This window comes from Streptococcus nidrosiense (assembly GCF_042140045.1).
In the GTDB taxonomy this organism is placed as follows: Bacteria; Bacillota; Bacilli; order Lactobacillales; family Streptococcaceae; genus Streptococcus; species Streptococcus nidrosiense.
This window is the reverse complement of record NZ_CP152419.1, coordinates 601,703-618,841: the sequence shown is the minus strand read 5'-3', so window position 1 is coordinate 618,841 and position 17,139 is coordinate 601,703. Positions and strand designations below refer to the sequence as shown.

Below are 17,139 nucleotides of genomic sequence, written 5' to 3'. Positions count from 1 at the left end.
TTTATGGAAAATAAGTCATAATTTCCCCATCAGGCGAAATGTCTACTCGACTCAATAGAAGATTTCGAACCATATCCTTCTTGACCTGCTTTTTCATCTCTTCAAAGCCATTGTAAGCTTCTTGATAATACTCAACGATAGGATTCTTTTGAGCAGCTGATTGACCACCAATCGCTAGACTCAATTGTTGCAGGTAGTCTACCTGCTCTACCCAGTTATCATCTATTGCTTTTAGCAATGCTAAACGCTGAAAATGAGAAAAGAGATCAAGTGTTTCTAGAAGTGTTCGTTTCTCTTGTAGACTCTTTTGAACTGTTGTCTCCAGAACTAGCTTAATCGCATCCTTATCCGTCATATCTAACTCTCGCGGAACTGCATGGTAAAGAAAACTGATATTTTTAACGATAAAATGATACAGTTCTTCTCTACTTTCAAAGGATTCTTCTGACAAGCTTTTTCTTACGAACTCATCTAGTACATCTACCACAAAACCATCTAGATCCTCAGTTCCATCAATCAAGCGGTTTCTTTGACTATAGACCATCTCTCTTTGGATATTCATGCTCTCAGCATACTCTAAAGTTTGACTCCTTGATGATCTAGCAGCGCTATCGCTTGCTTTCTGCGCTTTTTCTACTAATTTTCGATAGCGTCTTCCTTCTAGGGGTTCAGGACTTATCTGTTGGTTTACTGTATAATCCTTATACATCTTATGCACCCAAGGAGGGCCAAACTTCTTGATAACATCGTCTTCTAGTGAGACAAAAAATTTTGATAAACCAGGATCTCCCTGCCGACCAGAACGTCCTCTAATCTGTAAGTCAATACGTTTACTATTCATCCGTTCTGTACCAATGACAACTAATCCACCAAGCTCAGCAACTCCTGGACCAAGCTTAATATCGGTTCCACGACCAGCCATAGATGTCGCAACTGTCACCGCTCCCATGCGACCAGACTCTGCAATCATCTGAGCTTCACGCGCCGCATTATGGGCATTTAAAACGTTATGAGCAATTCCTTCCCGTAACAATAGGGAGGAGTAGAGTTCAGACATTTCTACGGATCCAACAAAAATCAATAAAGGATTACCCTTTTCATGATAATATTTAATCTCAGCAAGTGAGGCATACACTTTTTCAGGTAGGGTAACATAGAGATTATCTGGATAATCAATTCTCTGATTCGGACGATTTGTAGGAATTCGAATGACTGACATCCCATAAGTTTCTAAAAACTCTTTCTCTGCAACCTTTCCTGTTCCAGTCATCCCAGAAATTTTTTTAAACTTCTTGAATAAGCTTTGATAGGTAATTGAGGCCATTGCCCGAGTTTCTTCAGACAAAGAAACATGCTCTTTTGCCTCAATGGCTTGGTGTAACCCACCCTGTAATTTGGTCATTTCTAATAAACGTCCCGTACCTTGATCTAGCAATACAAGTTCTTCGTCTTTCTCGCCCTTACGAATAATATAGTCTTTATCCCTTTTAAATAAGGTATGAGCTCGTAGAGCAAAGATTAAGTGTCTTGCTAGTACGCTATGCTCTTCGGAATAGAGATTATCAATACCTAAAAAGCTCTCCGTAGTTTTAGCGCCCTTAGTAGTGAGCCATACTTCTTTTTTCTCTTCTTTAAAGATATAGTCTTGGCCCTCAACTAGAGTTGTCATCAAGGTATCAATAATTTCATAGAAATTAGACTGTACTCTAGGTGAGCCTGAAATAACAAGTGGTATTTGAGCGCTATCTAGCAAGACTGCATCAACTTCATCTATGATGACAAAGTTAAATTCGGGCATATATTTTTTATCCTCACTAGAAGCTAGATTATCAAGCAAATAGTCAAAACCAAGACCACTGTTGGTAGTATAAACCACATCTGCACTATAAACTTCCCGCTTATCCTCTGGTGTTAACTCTTCATCATCATCTTCTTCAGGAAAAGGAATCCGAATCGTCAATCCTAGGAATTCGTAGACTTGTCCCATTTCTTCTGCATCACGCTTAGCAAGATAGTCGTTAGTAGTCACTAGCATGACACCTTGCCCTGACAAAGCATTGAGGTAAACCGGCATCGTAGCAGTCAGAGTTTTACCCTCACCTGTATTCATTTCAGCTACATTCCCTTGATGGATGACAATCCCACCCATGACTTGTACATCATAGGGGAACATCCCCAAGATTCGCTTATCAGCCTCTCTGACAACCGCAAAAGCCTCTACTAGAATATCATCTAAGCTTTCTCCAGCAGTTAATCTCTCTTTAAATTCTTGTGTTTTACCTGCTAATTCATCATCTGTTAGCGAGGCCATCTCTTCTTTTTTTAGATTGATTTGATGCAAGATTTTTTTCACCTTGCTCAATTGTCTATTGTTATTCCACATCTTGTTTAGAATAATCCTCTTCTATTGAAAATGAATGAAAGTCAACTGATTGAAAACCTGCGCTCAACAGCTGTACTTTGTAATGATAGGCCTCTTCTGGATAGGTAAAGGTGAAATCAAAATCTTTTTCAATCACTTGATCGACCTGCTTATCATAACGATCCATAAAAATGAGTCTAAAATATAAACCATTTTGAGGTTGAACAGTCATCTGACTAGACAAACGGTAACGATAGCCCCTTTTTAAAAGAGGTAATGTTGGGGTTAAGCGATTTCCTTGAAAGTTAAAACTTGATGTCCACTCATGAATCATAGTACCAGAATTCACCATACTATTTTCAAAATAAACATGATCACGTGAATGGTAGATAACAACTGAACCATATAAAAAGCTATTCTCTGCTAAAACTCCTAAGCTGGCCCCTCTAAATTCTCCCCAATAAATTTCTTTATTCCGTTTGATAATCATTAAAACTTTCTCCCAAAATTTTGCTCTAATACTATCTTATAAAAATTCATAAACCATGTTGTACTTGTAGCACTATCATCGTTATGGCGACCCGAAGTACCTTTTACCATGATGTGAGCCCCCGAATGATAAAGGGCCTCTACTAATCCCTCAAAAGCGCGTGGATCATAATCTTCCTCTTTCATATATGAGAGTCCAAAAATTGTTTGGCTAAAATCTGCTTTTTTAAAGGCAGTCCAAAAGCGGTCATCCAGTGCTCTCATGGCATCTATGCTAGCATCCCCCTTAGAATGATGACGTAAGATATCAAAAGCAGTCGGGAAAAGTCCAGGTGCTTCGAGTCTACCTCTTTCAGCTATCAAGCCAAGATTGGTTAAGGGTTTAGCAACTATAACTGCTCGGGGTTCAAAAAAAGAGCTATAATACATAGAACCATAGGTCCCCATAGACATCCCTGAAAGGATTAATTCCTTATTTGAAAATCCTAACAAATCTAAATACTCTTGAATAACATTTCGAATCCCATTTTCAAGATATTCATCGCCTAAATAGAAGGCTCCACCATCTATTCGAGGATCAGAAAATAAGATAAAAGGGGCTCCCAAATATTTCATAATACCGAAACCTTCAAACCCTTCTGCTCGTCGATAACCAGAAAAGTAGATATTCAAAGGTGGCTTAAAGTCTCCTGGATAGAAGAAGTAATTGATTTCCTCACGCTTGTCATTATGAATAATGCCACCACCAAGAACATACTTACCAAATTGGTAGCGCGTTAAACGCTGGTGAAGAGCTCCTATTTTCAGACGTCCTGCACCTCTAGCTTCTAAAGAAACGCTGATAAATGAAGAAAAATCATCATCCAGTACTAGGGCAGACTTCATATCTTCAACTGTGAAAACTCGTTCTTTGACAAAATTAGCAGTAGATCCATCTTGAATATTTCTAACAATGAGGCGAATGTCACAAGTTAAATCCTTCTCATATTCTAGCCAGAGCTCAACTGGATTGAAATCACTAGCTCGGATATTATACTTCCAGCTGATTAAGGGGCGGAAGTCGTCACCGTACTTCCCTAATAGTTCTAAATTTTCATAACCATTATAACGAACCTGCCCCGTAAAAGCAGGATTGACAATCATATCAATCGCAACTAACTTATCCCCATACTGACCTCTAAACAAGGCCTTAGATAAAAGTCGTAAAAGTTCTGCTGGATTTGAAAAATCTGTTGCTTGAGCACAAGTTTTTTTCAAAAAATCTTGAACATCTTCTGATTGAGGTTCAGCTGTATCGGGATAGAAAATAGTATAAGGAGTCACCATTCTCATCAAAGGAAGCAAATCAGATAGATGCTCAGGATTTTCAACTAAAACAGCTGAAAAAGTCTTTAATCCTTCCATTTTCATGACCTTCCTTATGGCAGTCGTTGATCCTGGCCAAAAGAAATGCCAGTCCATATTCTCAGGAAGTTCATAGTCATGGCTCCAATTTTTAGTTCCTATCTGCAAAATCTGTAATTTATTACTCACTATTTGCCTCCTCTAACCATTTTTCCCACTTATCTATAAATTGATCACCTGTATTTTGTCGAATCTTATCAATTGAATAAATTAAGGCTTGATTCCAATATTCCAAGGTATCTAAAAAGTAGTGTCCCGCTTTACTAAACTCTGATAAATCCGATAAGATATAACCATTTTGTAAATGGGTAACATATTCTGACTCTGAAAAATTGATTTGAGGAATTCCTGCGCTAATCCCTGCAATCTGAGTGTAAATATTAGCGACTGGATTTAAATCAACAATTAAACGAGTGTACTCTAACTCTCGAATCAAACCCATCTCATCATTTAGATTGATAATCTTAAAGCGATAATCATCTCTAGTATTTTCCTCTAGTGTATTTTCTGCATCAGATAGCACAGAATCTTTTAATAGATCCCTTGGGTTAAGACGTTCCATAATCAGCGAATCAAGTTGCTTCTCCAGAGCTTCTATTTGATAACCTTCTGCATTGAATAATGAAAAAACAACCTCCGTCAAAGGATTTTTCGAGACAAAATGTAAGATTTCATACAAAACTTTTGGATCTTGTTGCATCTGTACATCTAATTGGACATAAATTTTTGATTCCTTTAATCGTTGACTAACTCCTAATTTCAAACGCGTATCAAAAGAAGGTAAATGATGCATTTTTGAAGTAAATTGGGGATAAGTCTCTTGTAATCGCTCAAGAAAATCTTTTCGATCACTAATCAAAAATCTGGACTTCTCCACTACCTGACGATGATCTTGTAAATTATCTGCTTGATTTCTTTCAATAAAGAAACTTATAATTTTAGGAGCCTCTTCTGGCAATCTTTCTAACAATTGATTTTGAAACTTGGTGTTAGCTGCCAAAACAAATGAATCTCCAACCTCATAATCTCGATTTAAAAATTTTGTTAAGAATTCCCAGATAACTTCATCTATACTATCATAAGTTAATTTCCCAAAACGGTAGCCTACTGCTGGATTTACCTTTACAATCGGCTGTTCTCCTTGCAAATTTTCCCTTAATTGCCACTGACCTTTGGCGTTGTAATAATAACGAGTAGCTGGTCTTTGATCCCTATACTCTAGAATACTAGACAAAAAACCACGGTCATCAAAATAGCAAATAAAATCAACTTGGTTATCTTTAAAATACGTGATATAGCTGATAAATCCTTCTGAACCATATTCAATTTCAGCATAAAGTGCCCCTTGCTGTTTAACTGCAATTACAAAGGGAGTATAGATAAAGTCACAATCTTCATCCCACGCTAAATCCTTTAATTGTAAAGGATGCATCTCCTCGTTTTCAATATTTTGGATAGCATCAAAAACCGAAAAAACTTCCGACTCCAATAGATCTTGTCTATGTAGCAAATAACGCAGATGAGGATGATAAGTCAACCATAGTATCTTAGATTCTAGGTCTTGGCGTTTAAAAATTCGAATTTGGTGCAACACATCATCAAATTCTAAGCGATAGGGAGTCCTATACCAAGGTACAATACTTGCCTGCCAAGATTGATTGTTATTTTCTAAAAAAGGGATGAAATAATACATATATCCTCCTCACAATTATGAATCAATTTCTAAGAGTGGTCTATAATTCTCATTTAATGTCAAGGCATCAATTTCTTCCTTGATATTAAACACCATGCCATTAAAAATAAAGAATAATCCTGGAAGCATCGTTAGTTGCATATAGCGCGGATCATATAATACAATCAACATTGGTAATCCTGCCATCAGAACAGTATAAGTAGAGCCAATAACTGCAAAACGCAAGATCAACCAATTGATATAACGGCTTGTTTCTTCTCCTGGATATATATTATAGATATACTCCCCAGATTTTTTCATCTTCTCAGCAATTTCTTCTCCATTCATATTAATAAAAGAGAAAGCAAGTCCCAATATAAACAGTACCACAATATATGTATACAGCCAGACCGGTCGTCCAATTGCAAATTGGCCTATCCAATCCTGTATCCAGGAAGTATTTGGAAAAATAACTTGGAGTAACATTAGAAAATACTGCGGAATAGATACCAAGGACATGGCGTACATAAAAGGCATTCCCCCTGCAGGATTTAGCTGAATATCCAAATAAGAATAGCGTTTAAAACGATTGTGAATCGTAATCTTATTCACTAAAATGCGGTAGCGTGCCCTTTGCATGATGACAGAAATATATAAAAAAGTAAGAGAAAGTATAAGCAATAGTCCAACAAATAAAGGGCCAACCTGTAATTCTATAATGCTATTGAGTATATTTTGTGGCATACTAGCTACCATACTAGACATCAAGATAACTAGAGAGCCCCCTACACCAAACAAAGAATTCAGATCCGATAACCAGACTAAGAAAAAAGTTCCTGAAATTAAGAGTAAAACGTTCAAAATCAATACTAACCCATAATTCACCCCTGACTGAATTGGGAGATTTAGGGTAATGGCTAACGATTGGATCAAAGCTATTACAAAAGTTAAGATCATTTTTCTTCGATCTTGAACTTCAATTGGTAAACTCCCCAATCCAAGTTTTTTAGACATGCTAAACATTTGCCACAAAATCATAGCCGACATCCATGGAGACAGTCCAACTGAAAATAGGGAAAGACTCCGAAGATTGCCACCTGTTATAGCAGTTGAAAAGGCTAAGAAAGCTGTAGTTCCACCCAAAAAATTCGTGTCATTTACGTTTACAAAGGGAAGAGTCAATCTACTTCCTAGAACATAAATGAATAAGAAAGAAATCGTCCACATGACTCTTTTAACGACGACCGATGTCAATTTTTTCTTCAAATTTTTCTCCTACTTTATTTAACCAATGAAATGTTCTAATAAAAATGGCTAAATCTATAAATAAATCTTTTCCAATAATGATATTCCCTCATCCTAATGGATGAGGGCAATCCATAACGATCATGCTCTAGATATCCAAAACCTGCATCACTGCATCAATCAATAGTTTTTTTGTAAAGTAGCCTTGTTTCAAGGCATAACTAACTTTATATACATTTTCAACCATGTGTTGATAAGCTTCTGCTGTCGTTTCTTCTACTAGACGATTGGCCTCTTCCAAACTATCCACTACATAACCTAAGCCTTTTTCCCTTATGAAACTGGCATTTGAGAGATAGGATGGCACTACTACTGGAATTCCAGCAGCAAGATAGGTGCTAACTTTATGAGAGATATTCAAGCGATAGTAGTCTGCCTCATCCGCTGGATTTTCGCTGGTTCCCCATACTAAACCAAATCCTCCCTCTGACAAAGCAAGAAGCAACTCTGGATCGGTTTTCCAACCTTTAAAGGAAACTGTTGGGTTACTATTCTCTTGATTTGATTCTGAGAAAATATCGAGAGGGGTTGAGTAAGCCCAGTTGGATAAGTGCTCAAAACGCTCCACACTACCCGCAAAAGATAGTTTTTTCTGAAAAGCAGGTTGTCTCAAAGGATAGTCATGAACATGGTCCCACATGCCTTGGATAACAATTTTTTGAACTGTCAATCCTTCCTGAATGAGCCGTTCCTTCATTTGTTCTGATGGAACAACTACTAGATCCGATTGATTGTACATTTCAATGTACTCAGGCATCAAGTAATAATTTGATGGGAACATAAGGGGTGGAACATCATGAATGAAGGTAATAATTTTCGTATTTAAAATCTTACATTTTCTAATAAAATTTTGATCGTACTCCCTACCATTCCACGATGGAGATTGATAAACGACAATATCACCGTAACCCACTCGAGCCATGACACCATCTAAACGGCTATTCAACTCACCTTGACTATCACTATAAATATCGTAAAAGTAAAAACCAAGCTCGTGAAAGTCTAACTTTCTTGCAATTTTAACGGTTTCATTCTGGGCGATCAAAGCTGTACTCTGACCAGACATACCGTAAATATTTGTAATATTTATCTTCATAATCCTATTTAAATCCTTACGACAACTTGCTTATTATAAATTTCATCCTCAACTAGCTGAATTTCTTGATCAAAATTATGCTCTGCGGTATGCTTATGTGAGAATTTTACTTTTGAAGTTGCTCCCATCTTAAACCACTCATATTCGGAATCAATATGACCTAAATCAATCGCTTGTATACCTTTTTTGCTTAAATGATAAGCCAAAACCTTAGCTGTAGGACCAAGCATCAAGAATACTACTTTACCATCGGCATGCTTCTCTATCGCTTCTTGAATTGACTGAACTTTACTGTAGGCATTTCTAGAAGGGCAGATAATACGCTCAACTGACTGAGCATTGTCAAAAAGGTCATTACCAACTCCTGAACGTGAATTTTCACCTTCGACGATCAAGATATCTCGTTTATCCCAAAGTTTCTTTAATTTTTCAAAGTGAGCCACTGAAGCAGACTTATCTTTGAGGTCCATATAAGGACGAGATATAAAAGTCGAACCATAAAAGCTTGCTGTACAAAATCTATGATAAGCTTCTTTATATTGTTCCAAATGCGTTTGCCAAAAATTGACAGCTTCTGACTTGTAGCGTTCTAAGTCTTCAAAAACATCTGAAAGACAAACTAGCAATTCTGGTGAACTTTCTAGTTGGATCATATTTCTAAGCTGTTCTGCCAGTGTCACATCGTAGTCTTGATAAGGAATCCCGTGTCCCATCATGATATCCATTTCTCCATCCCCATAGCGAATAACAGAAGAATGATGTTCTAGTATATAATCAAGACTCTGCTGGATATCCAGTACCTTTGGATAGGTTTGAAGCTTTTTTATAGGTAGCTCTCCGTTTTGACAGTAGGTTTCAATAGCTAGGGCCATCTCTTCCGGATGCGCTTGGTCATAAAGAATCTGACCTTGTTCACCATGGGCTACACTCTCAAAAGCAAATACTGGTTTTCCAGCTTCTTGGAAGCGCCTAATGATCCCGTCAACTTCGATATCAGCATTAATATCCAGTAAGAAGTCACAGCCTTCAACTAAACTATCAATCAAAGCTGGTTGCCCAGCTATATCCGATAAGACAGAGACATTGGGGTAGGCTAGTAAAGCTGTAATACTATCAGCTACCATGACTGGGGCAGCTACATAAAACTTGACATCTGGTAGATTTTCAATCAAGTATCCCATATTTCTCAAGTCACTTGAGAAGGTATAGACTAGTGCTGAATGTTGAATCCCTGTGTAGTGATTCACCTGTTCTTGTGTCAAATAAGGAGTTACCTCGTTCATGTCCGACCAATCTTGGGCATTGTAATACCACCAAACATTTCGATAAATGGAGCGTTCATACAGTCCCCATGGTTTTCTCTCTGTCAAATAATGAATAATCGGTGGATAAGTCCCAGGTTCTGGTCGATAATCTGAAAAATGCATGTGCAAGGTACTACAATTATATTTAAAGTCTAAAGCCAACCAATGGTCTTTAAATAAGATATTCAAGATACTTTGAACATCTTGAGCAACCTTGTCATGCAACTCATTGATCATTTCAATTAGCTGCTTGCGTATTTCTTCTTGTTTCCAAAGACGATTATTGATTAGCATCACACCTGAATTAAAAATATGTTGACCAAAATAAATTTGTCCACCCAAATCTTTAACAGCACCCAAGGGATAGTCTCCCAATTCGACAGCAAACAGGGAACTTAGGTCTCTTGTGACAACCAAATCACAGTCCAGATATAGGACCTTATCTTCCTCAACAAAATCCGAAATAAAACAAGGTAAAAATGCTTCTTTATGAACATTTGTCACATATTGGTTGAGATGGGAACCATTAACACGAGCATTGACAATGTCACAGTCTAGTTTCTTTAATTTACGATTAAGATTATAAAACCATTCTGTCGGAAAATCGCTGTTCATCAGATAAAATCGAAGCCCTCGATTATGACAACAGATTGATTTGATTGTCGTTAGCACCTGATCAGCAGATTGATAATTAGCGGCTAATGCAATTGCTTTTTTTTCAACTTTTTTTCTCTGTAACTCTTTTATGGCTTCTATCATTTCCAGAGGAGATTGAGAAGGAACCACTGTTCTCTTTAACTGATTTTTATTGGTCACATCAAAAGTCAATACCGGTTTTCCTGCACTGATATAGCGATTGACAATAAATTCCATCGGACTTCCCTTATGAATATCCAGATAAGCATCTGACTTCTCAATCATCTCATCAATCACCACTCCTACCATATTAGGGTACAAATAAACATTTGGATACTGATCAAAAGACAGAAGAATGTCCCCCATATCTGTATAGGTACCAATATGGAAAGCAACCTCTGGAAGTGACTGAACCAATTCCTCCATATAGAGTAAATCCTGACTATCTGTAAATATAAACAGATTAGTATCGTGGCGTTCATAAACTCTTTTAATGGTAAAACGTCCTACATAATGGGCAGCAATCTGATCATAACTAACATCTCGAAAAGCCCACCATAAATCCCAGTAACGATAACCAATTAACGTTTTCCATGGTTTTTGATGAGTTGTGTAATGGATAATAAGTGGTTCTTTATCCAATTCAAAATGTGAATCCCAGTGACTATAAAAAGCAACCAAATCATGGCCTACTTGAAGATTGAAACTTTTATCCAACTCCAACCAACGATGTTGAAAAACCAAATTAAAGATTGTCTGATCTCCATTAAAGCCTTCAGGAGTAGCTTGTTCAATACCTGACATATACTCTACTGTCTTATCAAACAGCATAGTGGTAATATCCTTCTCCCTCCACTTTGGGCTATCAATGACCAACATTCCAGAGTTAAAACCGTTTCCATCCGCATCTCTCACTGCTGCTAAAGAGCAGTCACCTAAATCTAACTCAAATAGTGGACTCAAATCTCCATGGACAATGATATCACTATCTAAATAGACTACTCTCTCTTCTGTAATCAAGCGTGGAATTAAGTATCGAGCATAAGCTATCGGTGAAATGTGCGCACGAGTTTTCCACTCAGAATCAATCGTATCACCAATATAAACATCCTCTACAATACTTCCTAACTTCTCCACTTGAATTTTAAGTTCATGGAACCAATCACTAGGAATATTCTGATGCAGAATATAAATTTTAACCTGTTGATTATAATACAAAATAGACTTTATCGTCGTAAGCATTGGAGTAAGATAATTCTTATCTCCAGCAAGAACAATTGCTTTCATATAAATCCTTTTATGAGTTTCCTAGTATAAGTATGCTTTTTTTTACAAAATTCATTAAAAAATAGTTTCTAATATTCTTCCACACTAGATTTCTGACAACTACTTTGCCACCTTATTTAATTGAATAATGTTCAAGAAAATATACATTTTCCCTAATACGTCGGGCAGTTTCCGTAGATTCCAAATCATTTTCTCCTGCTTCGTATAATGAAAATTTCAATCCTTCCAAATACCAACGGGCATGCTCACTAATATCATACCCTAAGGCTGCTAATATAGCTAAACGCTCCATTCGTGCTTCGGGAGCAAAACTAAGTTTTTCTTCTGACATTTTGCAACCTGTTTGACTAGTATCGTGCTTACGATAGGTGTAAAGACTTTTCTTTATAAAAATTATTTTTCTACATTGTAAAAACAATTTATACATGATAAATGCATCTTCAGCCAACTTATTTTCGGGGAATCTAACATGATTAAATAATTTCTTTTTAAACAATTTTCCCCAAGGAGATACAAATGACAAATCAATTTTTTCCAATTCTGGAATCTTCATGATCAGTTCATCACGTCCATAAAGTTGCTCTACATAGTCTTCATCCGTAAAGTGTATGTAAAAGCAGCCGTCTTTTTCAGAATATTGATGATAGCTCCCAATGGCTATATCTGCATCATATTCCTTCAATTTATTAAAAAGGATTTCTAATTGATGCTCATTTACAATATCATCTCCATCTACAAAAGCCACAAAATCTCCATTTGCAATGTCGATTCCAAAATTACGAGCAGAGGATACTCCTCCATTTTCTTTTTTAAAATAGCGAAAACGTGAATCTTTGGCAACATATTCTTTACAAATCTCTGCCGACTTATCTGGAGAACCATCATCGATTAACAAGCATTCAAAATTTTCATAGGTTTGATGGTGAATACTATTCAAACATTCTCGAAGATAATTCTCCACGTTAAAAATGGGAACGATAATACTGACCAATTCATTTTCCATTCAGTTTTTCTCCTACTCAATCGTCATATCACTTCAACTATTATCTCCAACCATCAACTACTATAATGAAAAGATGGTTCTTTCATAGTCAATATTTTTTGAATAAAAATCAAATTAGTTTTTCTTAAATTTTTAATTAAACGAACACAGTCTTGATCGGTTAAAGTGTTGCACAGTATAGTTATCTGGTGACATATAATCTACTCATCACATCTCACCTCATCCATTGATAAGAGAAAGTCCAGTTCCTCTAAACGATGTGTTTCGCGGCTATCTAAAAATCCCTCTGCGATAGCATATCCATGCCAAGTTTTTAAATAATGTTTATGTTGCTCCAAATAGTTACTAATATCGTATCCTTTTAGAGCTACCAAAGCAATTCGTTCCATACGAGCATCTAAATCATCTCGCATTATTTTCTCTGTAAATGATTCATGAGATAGACTTGTATCTCTAAGACGATAGCAATAAAGATTTTTATGGGTATAGACTATTTTACTAGCCTGCATAAAACACTTATAATTAGTCCCAAGATCTTCACAAAGCTTTCCTTCCGGAAAAGAAATATGCTCAAACAATTCTCTCTTAAACAAGATTCCCCAAGGCGTTTGGAAACTGAGTGTATCACCTTCTAATAACGGTAATTTTTCTATCAATTCCTTAGTAGTGTATGTTTTATCATACTCCTCACCATAGGTAAAGAAAAGGTACATTTCCTTTTCTTCATCATAGATACAATAACAAGAAACAACAATATCCGCAGTATACTGGAGCATCTTAGCATATAAGTTTTCTAGACTATGCCACTCCAACCAATCATCAGAATCAACAAAAGTAATATAAGATCCAGTCGCTTGTGCAATTCCAAAATTACGGGCAGAGGATACTCCTCCATTTTCTTTTTTAAAATAACGAAATCGTGAATCTTTGGCAACATATTCTTTACAAATCTCTGCCGACTTATCTGGAGAACCATCATCGATTAACAAGCATTCAAAATTTTCGTAGGTTTGATGGTGAATACTATCCAAACACATTCCTAGATAGTTTTCAACATTGTAGATGGGAACTACTATACTGATTAATTCATTTTCCATTCAGCTTTTCTCCTAAAAATTTTCGAATTTCCTCTACCATTTTCTCTGGTTCAGCAGATGAAAAAATCTGACTTCTTCCGCTTGAGTCATGACTGGTAGTGTCGAAAGCGAAGATTGGTTTGTTTTTGTCATGAATTTCTTCGATAATAGTCCCTACAACCCCACCATGATTGATATCCAAATAGAAATCCATCTTATCCAAGGTCTCCTTCTTGTTAAAAGGACTAAAGTTTGGATAAATTGAAAGATTCAAAAATCGTTGCATATCAACTACACTCTCAGCAAAATCTGTTGGAGCTAATATCGTAACATGAACTTCTGGCAATTCAGATAATAGGTATTCTATTGATTCTAGACCAGCACTATTTGTGAAAATACAAGTATGATACAAGGGAGCCTTCACCAGTTCTGTAAATGAACGACTGATGATATCTGTTTCTAACAATACATCATTCCAGTTCAAACCATAATAAAACCACCATAACTTACGAAAACGTGTCAGGGTCAAATGAGTCCATGGTTTAAATTCTGTGGTATAGTGGATAATCTTTGGTTCACAATTTCCGTAATAGTTAGACTGATACCATTCCCCATTCCCACTTAAATGGAGAAATTGATCCAAGCCAACCATGAAATTGTATTCTTTATCCAAATGTAGCCACTGGTCACCGAAATGCATATTGAGAATTCCTTGGTCTCCATAGACATGTTCATGGTGTTGGGCAGTCAACTCTAGCAGACTTTGTGTCAACCGATTTTCTCGCCATTTCTTTGCATCAATCACCATCACACCTGAATTAAAGGTTGTTAACCAACCACTCTGATCAAAATCCTGAACAGCTGCGATAGCGTATCCCTGTAAATCCAAGTAGAATAAGTCATCTAGTTTTGCATTGACAATCGTATCCGAGTCTAAGTAGAGAACCCTATCTTCTAGCACTTCATCTGCAATGAAATATCTAAAGAAAGCCGCATAGGACAGGATTGCATTCGGCAAGTGGAAATCGCGAAGATTATGAGCTGTTTTTTTGACATTGACAATCTCAGAACCAATAACCTTCAAACGATTTCTCATCAACAAAAACCATTCACTAGGCAAATCGTCATTAAACACATAAAATTTCACTTTATGATTATGAACCGATACTGACTTTATCACGGTTTCTACCTTATCAAGGTAATGAATATCAGCTCCAAGAGCGATCACTTTTTGATACATTGTTATCTCCACCTTCTTCTATTTTTCTAATCAATTCATCTATCTCACCAACTGTAAAGATCGTGCTTTCCCCGTGAGAAAAATGATTGGTAGAATCAAATGAGTAGATCGTCTTACCTTGTCGTACCATCTCCTGTAGCACTTGGTCCATAGCTGGTCCGTAGTTAATATCTAGATAGACATCTGTTTTATCTATGATGTCTTGCTTCATTTTAGGATCGGCACATGGATAAATGTAACAATTTGAATAGCGTTGCAATTCGATAACATTAGGAGAAAAATATGTTGGAGCTACAATATGAAATTGGACATCTGGTAATTTTTCAAGTAAATAACCTATACTCTCGATGTCTCCTGTATTGGTAAAAACACTCACATGTTGGGAGATGGGGGAAATCAAGTTTTCGAATTGTTCTTGCAAGACATAAGAATCCAAGAGGATATCATTCCAATTCAAGCCATAATAAAACCACCAAATTTCTCGAAAACGATTAAAGCGAAAATGCTTCCATGGTTTATTTTCCGTCGTGTAGTGGATAATATTAGGAATACCATCAAATAGTCCGTACCATCCAAAATCTCCCAAATAGTGTCTATGAGCATCTTGACCTACTTGTAAATTGTAGGTTAGATCCAAACGTTTCCATCTATCTTTAAACAGTATATTGAAAATGCCCTGATCTCCGTATACATGTTCATGATGAGCTATAGTTAATTCAAACAACTGGCTGGAAATGTTTTCTTTACGCCACATATCCGTATCAATTAGTAGCACGCCTGAATTAAACTCCTCATCAGTAGTCGGAATATCTGGAACAGCTCCAAGTGGGTAGCCATCCAAATCAATATCAAACAATGCTGTCAAACTAGAGGTTACGATGATATCACTATCAAGATAGAGGGCCTTCTTTTCAAAAACAAAATTTGGAATAAAATATCGAAGATAGGCAGCAGAACTAAGATGGGGCGTAGGAAGATGGAAGTGACTGATTGTATCATCTGTGATTTTTACATTGACAATCTCCGAATTTAATACAGACAGTCTTTTGTTCATCAATTGAAACCACTCTGTGGGAAAATCACTGTTAAAAATATAAAATCTTATATCCCTATTATGGCTACAGACTGACTTTACAGTTGTTTCTACCTTATCCATATAATTGCTATCGGCTCCAAGTACGATAGCTCTTTTTGGGTTAGTGATATCCCCCTGCATTTTACTCTCCTCTATCTTTCATTTTTCATTTAAAGGGTACTCATCCCCCTTATAGTTCCGCATAGCTTTCTTATTTACTATCAATTTGGCTTTCAAGCCTATTTCTCACACAAATCTAATCTAAACAAAATCTCTCTATACTCATCAGTATCTGTAAGATTATAAGTTTCACATAAGTATTTATATTCATTCAGGATATTTATAAAACGAGTTCTCATAACACTGGTATCAATACCAGCAAGAACAAGATCCGCAAGTTTTAAACTAAATACTTGCAAGATATCCTGTACCCAAGATAGATCAAATTGCGAAGTCATGATACTACCTTGTCTAACACGATAGATATAAAGATTATCATTTACAAAAATTGTTTTCTGACTTTTTATAAACAACCTATGAATAGTTGCCTCATCGTCAAAACGCCGACCATTCGTAAACGGGACTTGCAAGAGCAAGTCTTTTTTAAACAGCTTAAACATAGGCATAATAAAGGCTGAAGCATTTAGATGCCAATAACCCGCTTGACGATCAATTAATTCTTGAGCTGATAATTCTTCAATACAAAAATCTCTTTCTAGTACATAGAATTTACACTGTCCATCATTCTCATCATAAATAAAATAATTGCCGATTACGATATCTGCCCCAGTTTCTTCCACTTGTCTATGCAAAGTATCTACCATTCTTTTTTCATCGATATCATCTGAGTCTACAAAAAGGACATACTCCCCAAGTGCTTGAGTAACACCGAAATTTTTAGCCAGAGCCGCACCCCTATTTTCTGTGTGGAACACACGAACTCGACTATCCAATTCAGCAAATCTATCACATATTTCCGCTGAAGCATCTGTAGAACCGTCGTTTACTAGAACTATATCCAGATTTGTATAGGTCTGATTCAGAACACTTTGAATGCACTCTTCCAAATAATTTTCCACATTATACACAGGTATAACAACACTAATTAGATGTTCCAATTCTACTCCTTTATCCTTGTTTCAAAATTTATTCATAAGCATATTTTCTAAAAGTCGAAACTCTTATTGTTA

At 36.4% G+C, this 17,139-nt stretch carries 12 protein-coding genes; all 12 read right to left on the bottom strand.

The annotated features are described in order from the left end of the window. Nucleotide 1: 1 nt before the first annotated feature. The 12 genes from secA2 to AAFQ93_RS02955 all read right to left on the bottom strand — a co-directional run bounded on the left by secA2 (nt 2) and on the right by AAFQ93_RS02955 (nt 17,067). Nucleotides 2-2,383 carry an accessory Sec system translocase SecA2 gene (gene secA2, locus AAFQ93_RS03010; RefSeq protein ID WP_301560169.1) on the bottom strand — a complete coding sequence of 794 codons (2,382 nt, stop codon included), beginning with the start codon at nt 2,381-2,383 and terminating at the stop codon, nt 2-4. Next, nucleotides 2,373-2,852 (bottom strand): accessory Sec system protein Asp3, encoded by a 480-nt coding sequence (gene asp3 / locus AAFQ93_RS03005; RefSeq protein WP_375555563.1) that lies wholly within the window; start codon nt 2,850-2,852, stop codon nt 2,373-2,375. The genes secA2 and asp3 overlap by 11 nt, the downstream gene beginning before the upstream one ends. Beyond that, entirely contained in the window at nt 2,852-4,384 is a 1,533-nt protein-coding gene (asp2, locus tag AAFQ93_RS03000; RefSeq protein ID WP_045763917.1) for an accessory Sec system protein Asp2, read from the bottom strand. The genes asp3 and asp2 overlap by 1 nt, the downstream gene beginning before the upstream one ends. After that, nucleotides 4,377-5,948, bottom strand: a complete 1,572-nt coding sequence (asp1, locus tag AAFQ93_RS02995) for an accessory Sec system protein Asp1 (RefSeq protein ID WP_375555561.1) — start codon at nt 5,946-5,948, stop codon at nt 4,377-4,379. The genes asp2 and asp1 overlap by 8 nt, the downstream gene beginning before the upstream one ends. A 15-nt stretch (nt 5,949-5,963) precedes the next feature. Beyond that, entirely contained in the window at nt 5,964-7,193 is a 1,230-nt protein-coding gene (gene secY2, locus AAFQ93_RS02990; protein ID WP_375555559.1) for an accessory Sec system protein translocase subunit SecY2, read from the bottom strand. 127 nt (nt 7,194-7,320) lie between these two features. Continuing rightward, nucleotides 7,321-8,328 (bottom strand): sugar transferase, encoded by a 1,008-nt coding sequence (locus AAFQ93_RS02985; protein WP_375555557.1) that lies wholly within the window; start codon nt 8,326-8,328, stop codon nt 7,321-7,323. An 8-nt stretch (nt 8,329-8,336) separates the two neighbouring features. Continuing rightward, entirely contained in the window at nt 8,337-11,555 is a 3,219-nt protein-coding gene (locus AAFQ93_RS02980) for an SP_1767 family glycosyltransferase (protein WP_375555556.1), read from the bottom strand. Nucleotides 11,556-11,667: 112 nt separating this feature from the next. After that, nucleotides 11,668-12,558, bottom strand: a complete 891-nt coding sequence (locus AAFQ93_RS02975) for a glycosyltransferase family 2 protein (protein ID WP_375555555.1) — start codon at nt 12,556-12,558, stop codon at nt 11,668-11,670. A gap of 200 nt (nt 12,559-12,758) precedes the next feature. Further along, nucleotides 12,759-13,655: a glycosyltransferase family 2 protein gene (locus AAFQ93_RS02970; protein ID WP_375555554.1), complete on the bottom strand. Its 897-nt coding sequence runs from the start codon at nt 13,653-13,655 to the stop codon at nt 12,759-12,761. After that, a complete protein-coding gene (locus AAFQ93_RS02965) occupies nt 13,645-14,874 on the bottom strand; it encodes a glycosyltransferase (protein WP_375555553.1) in 1,230 nt (409 codons plus the stop codon). The genes AAFQ93_RS02970 and AAFQ93_RS02965 overlap by 11 nt, the downstream gene beginning before the upstream one ends. Further along, entirely contained in the window at nt 14,843-16,090 is a 1,248-nt protein-coding gene (locus AAFQ93_RS02960; RefSeq protein ID WP_375555552.1) for a glycosyltransferase family 8 protein, read from the bottom strand. Before AAFQ93_RS02960 ends, AAFQ93_RS02965 begins: the two co-directional genes overlap by 32 nt. Before the next feature lie 98 nt (nt 16,091-16,188). Further along, nucleotides 16,189-17,067: a glycosyltransferase family 2 protein gene (locus AAFQ93_RS02955; RefSeq protein WP_375555551.1), complete on the bottom strand. Its 879-nt coding sequence runs from the start codon at nt 17,065-17,067 to the stop codon at nt 16,189-16,191. Nucleotides 17,068-17,139 lie beyond the last annotated feature (72 nt).

Coding starts and splice junctions, on each gene's coding strand:
- secA2 (WP_301560169.1), bottom strand. CDS start 2,383: ATGTGGAATAACAATAGACAATTGAGCAAGGTGAAAAAAATCTTGCAT.
- asp3 (WP_375555563.1), bottom strand. CDS start 2,852: ATGATTATCAAACGGAATAAAGAAATTTATTGGGGAGAATTTAGAGGG.
- asp1 (WP_375555561.1), bottom strand. CDS start 5,948: ATGTATTATTTCATCCCTTTTTTAGAAAATAACAATCAATCTTGGCAG.
- AAFQ93_RS02985 (WP_375555557.1), bottom strand. CDS start 8,328: ATGAAGATAAATATTACAAATATTTACGGTATGTCTGGTCAGAGTACA.
- AAFQ93_RS02980 (WP_375555556.1), bottom strand. CDS start 11,555: ATGAAAGCAATTGTTCTTGCTGGAGATAAGAATTATCTTACTCCAATG.
- AAFQ93_RS02975 (WP_375555555.1), bottom strand. CDS start 12,558: ATGGAAAATGAATTGGTCAGTATTATCGTTCCCATTTTTAACGTGGAG.
- AAFQ93_RS02970 (WP_375555554.1), bottom strand. CDS start 13,655: ATGGAAAATGAATTAATCAGTATAGTAGTTCCCATCTACAATGTTGAA.
- AAFQ93_RS02965 (WP_375555553.1), bottom strand. CDS start 14,874: ATGTATCAAAAAGTGATCGCTCTTGGAGCTGATATTCATTACCTTGAT.
- AAFQ93_RS02960 (WP_375555552.1), bottom strand. CDS start 16,090: ATGCAGGGGGATATCACTAACCCAAAAAGAGCTATCGTACTTGGAGCC.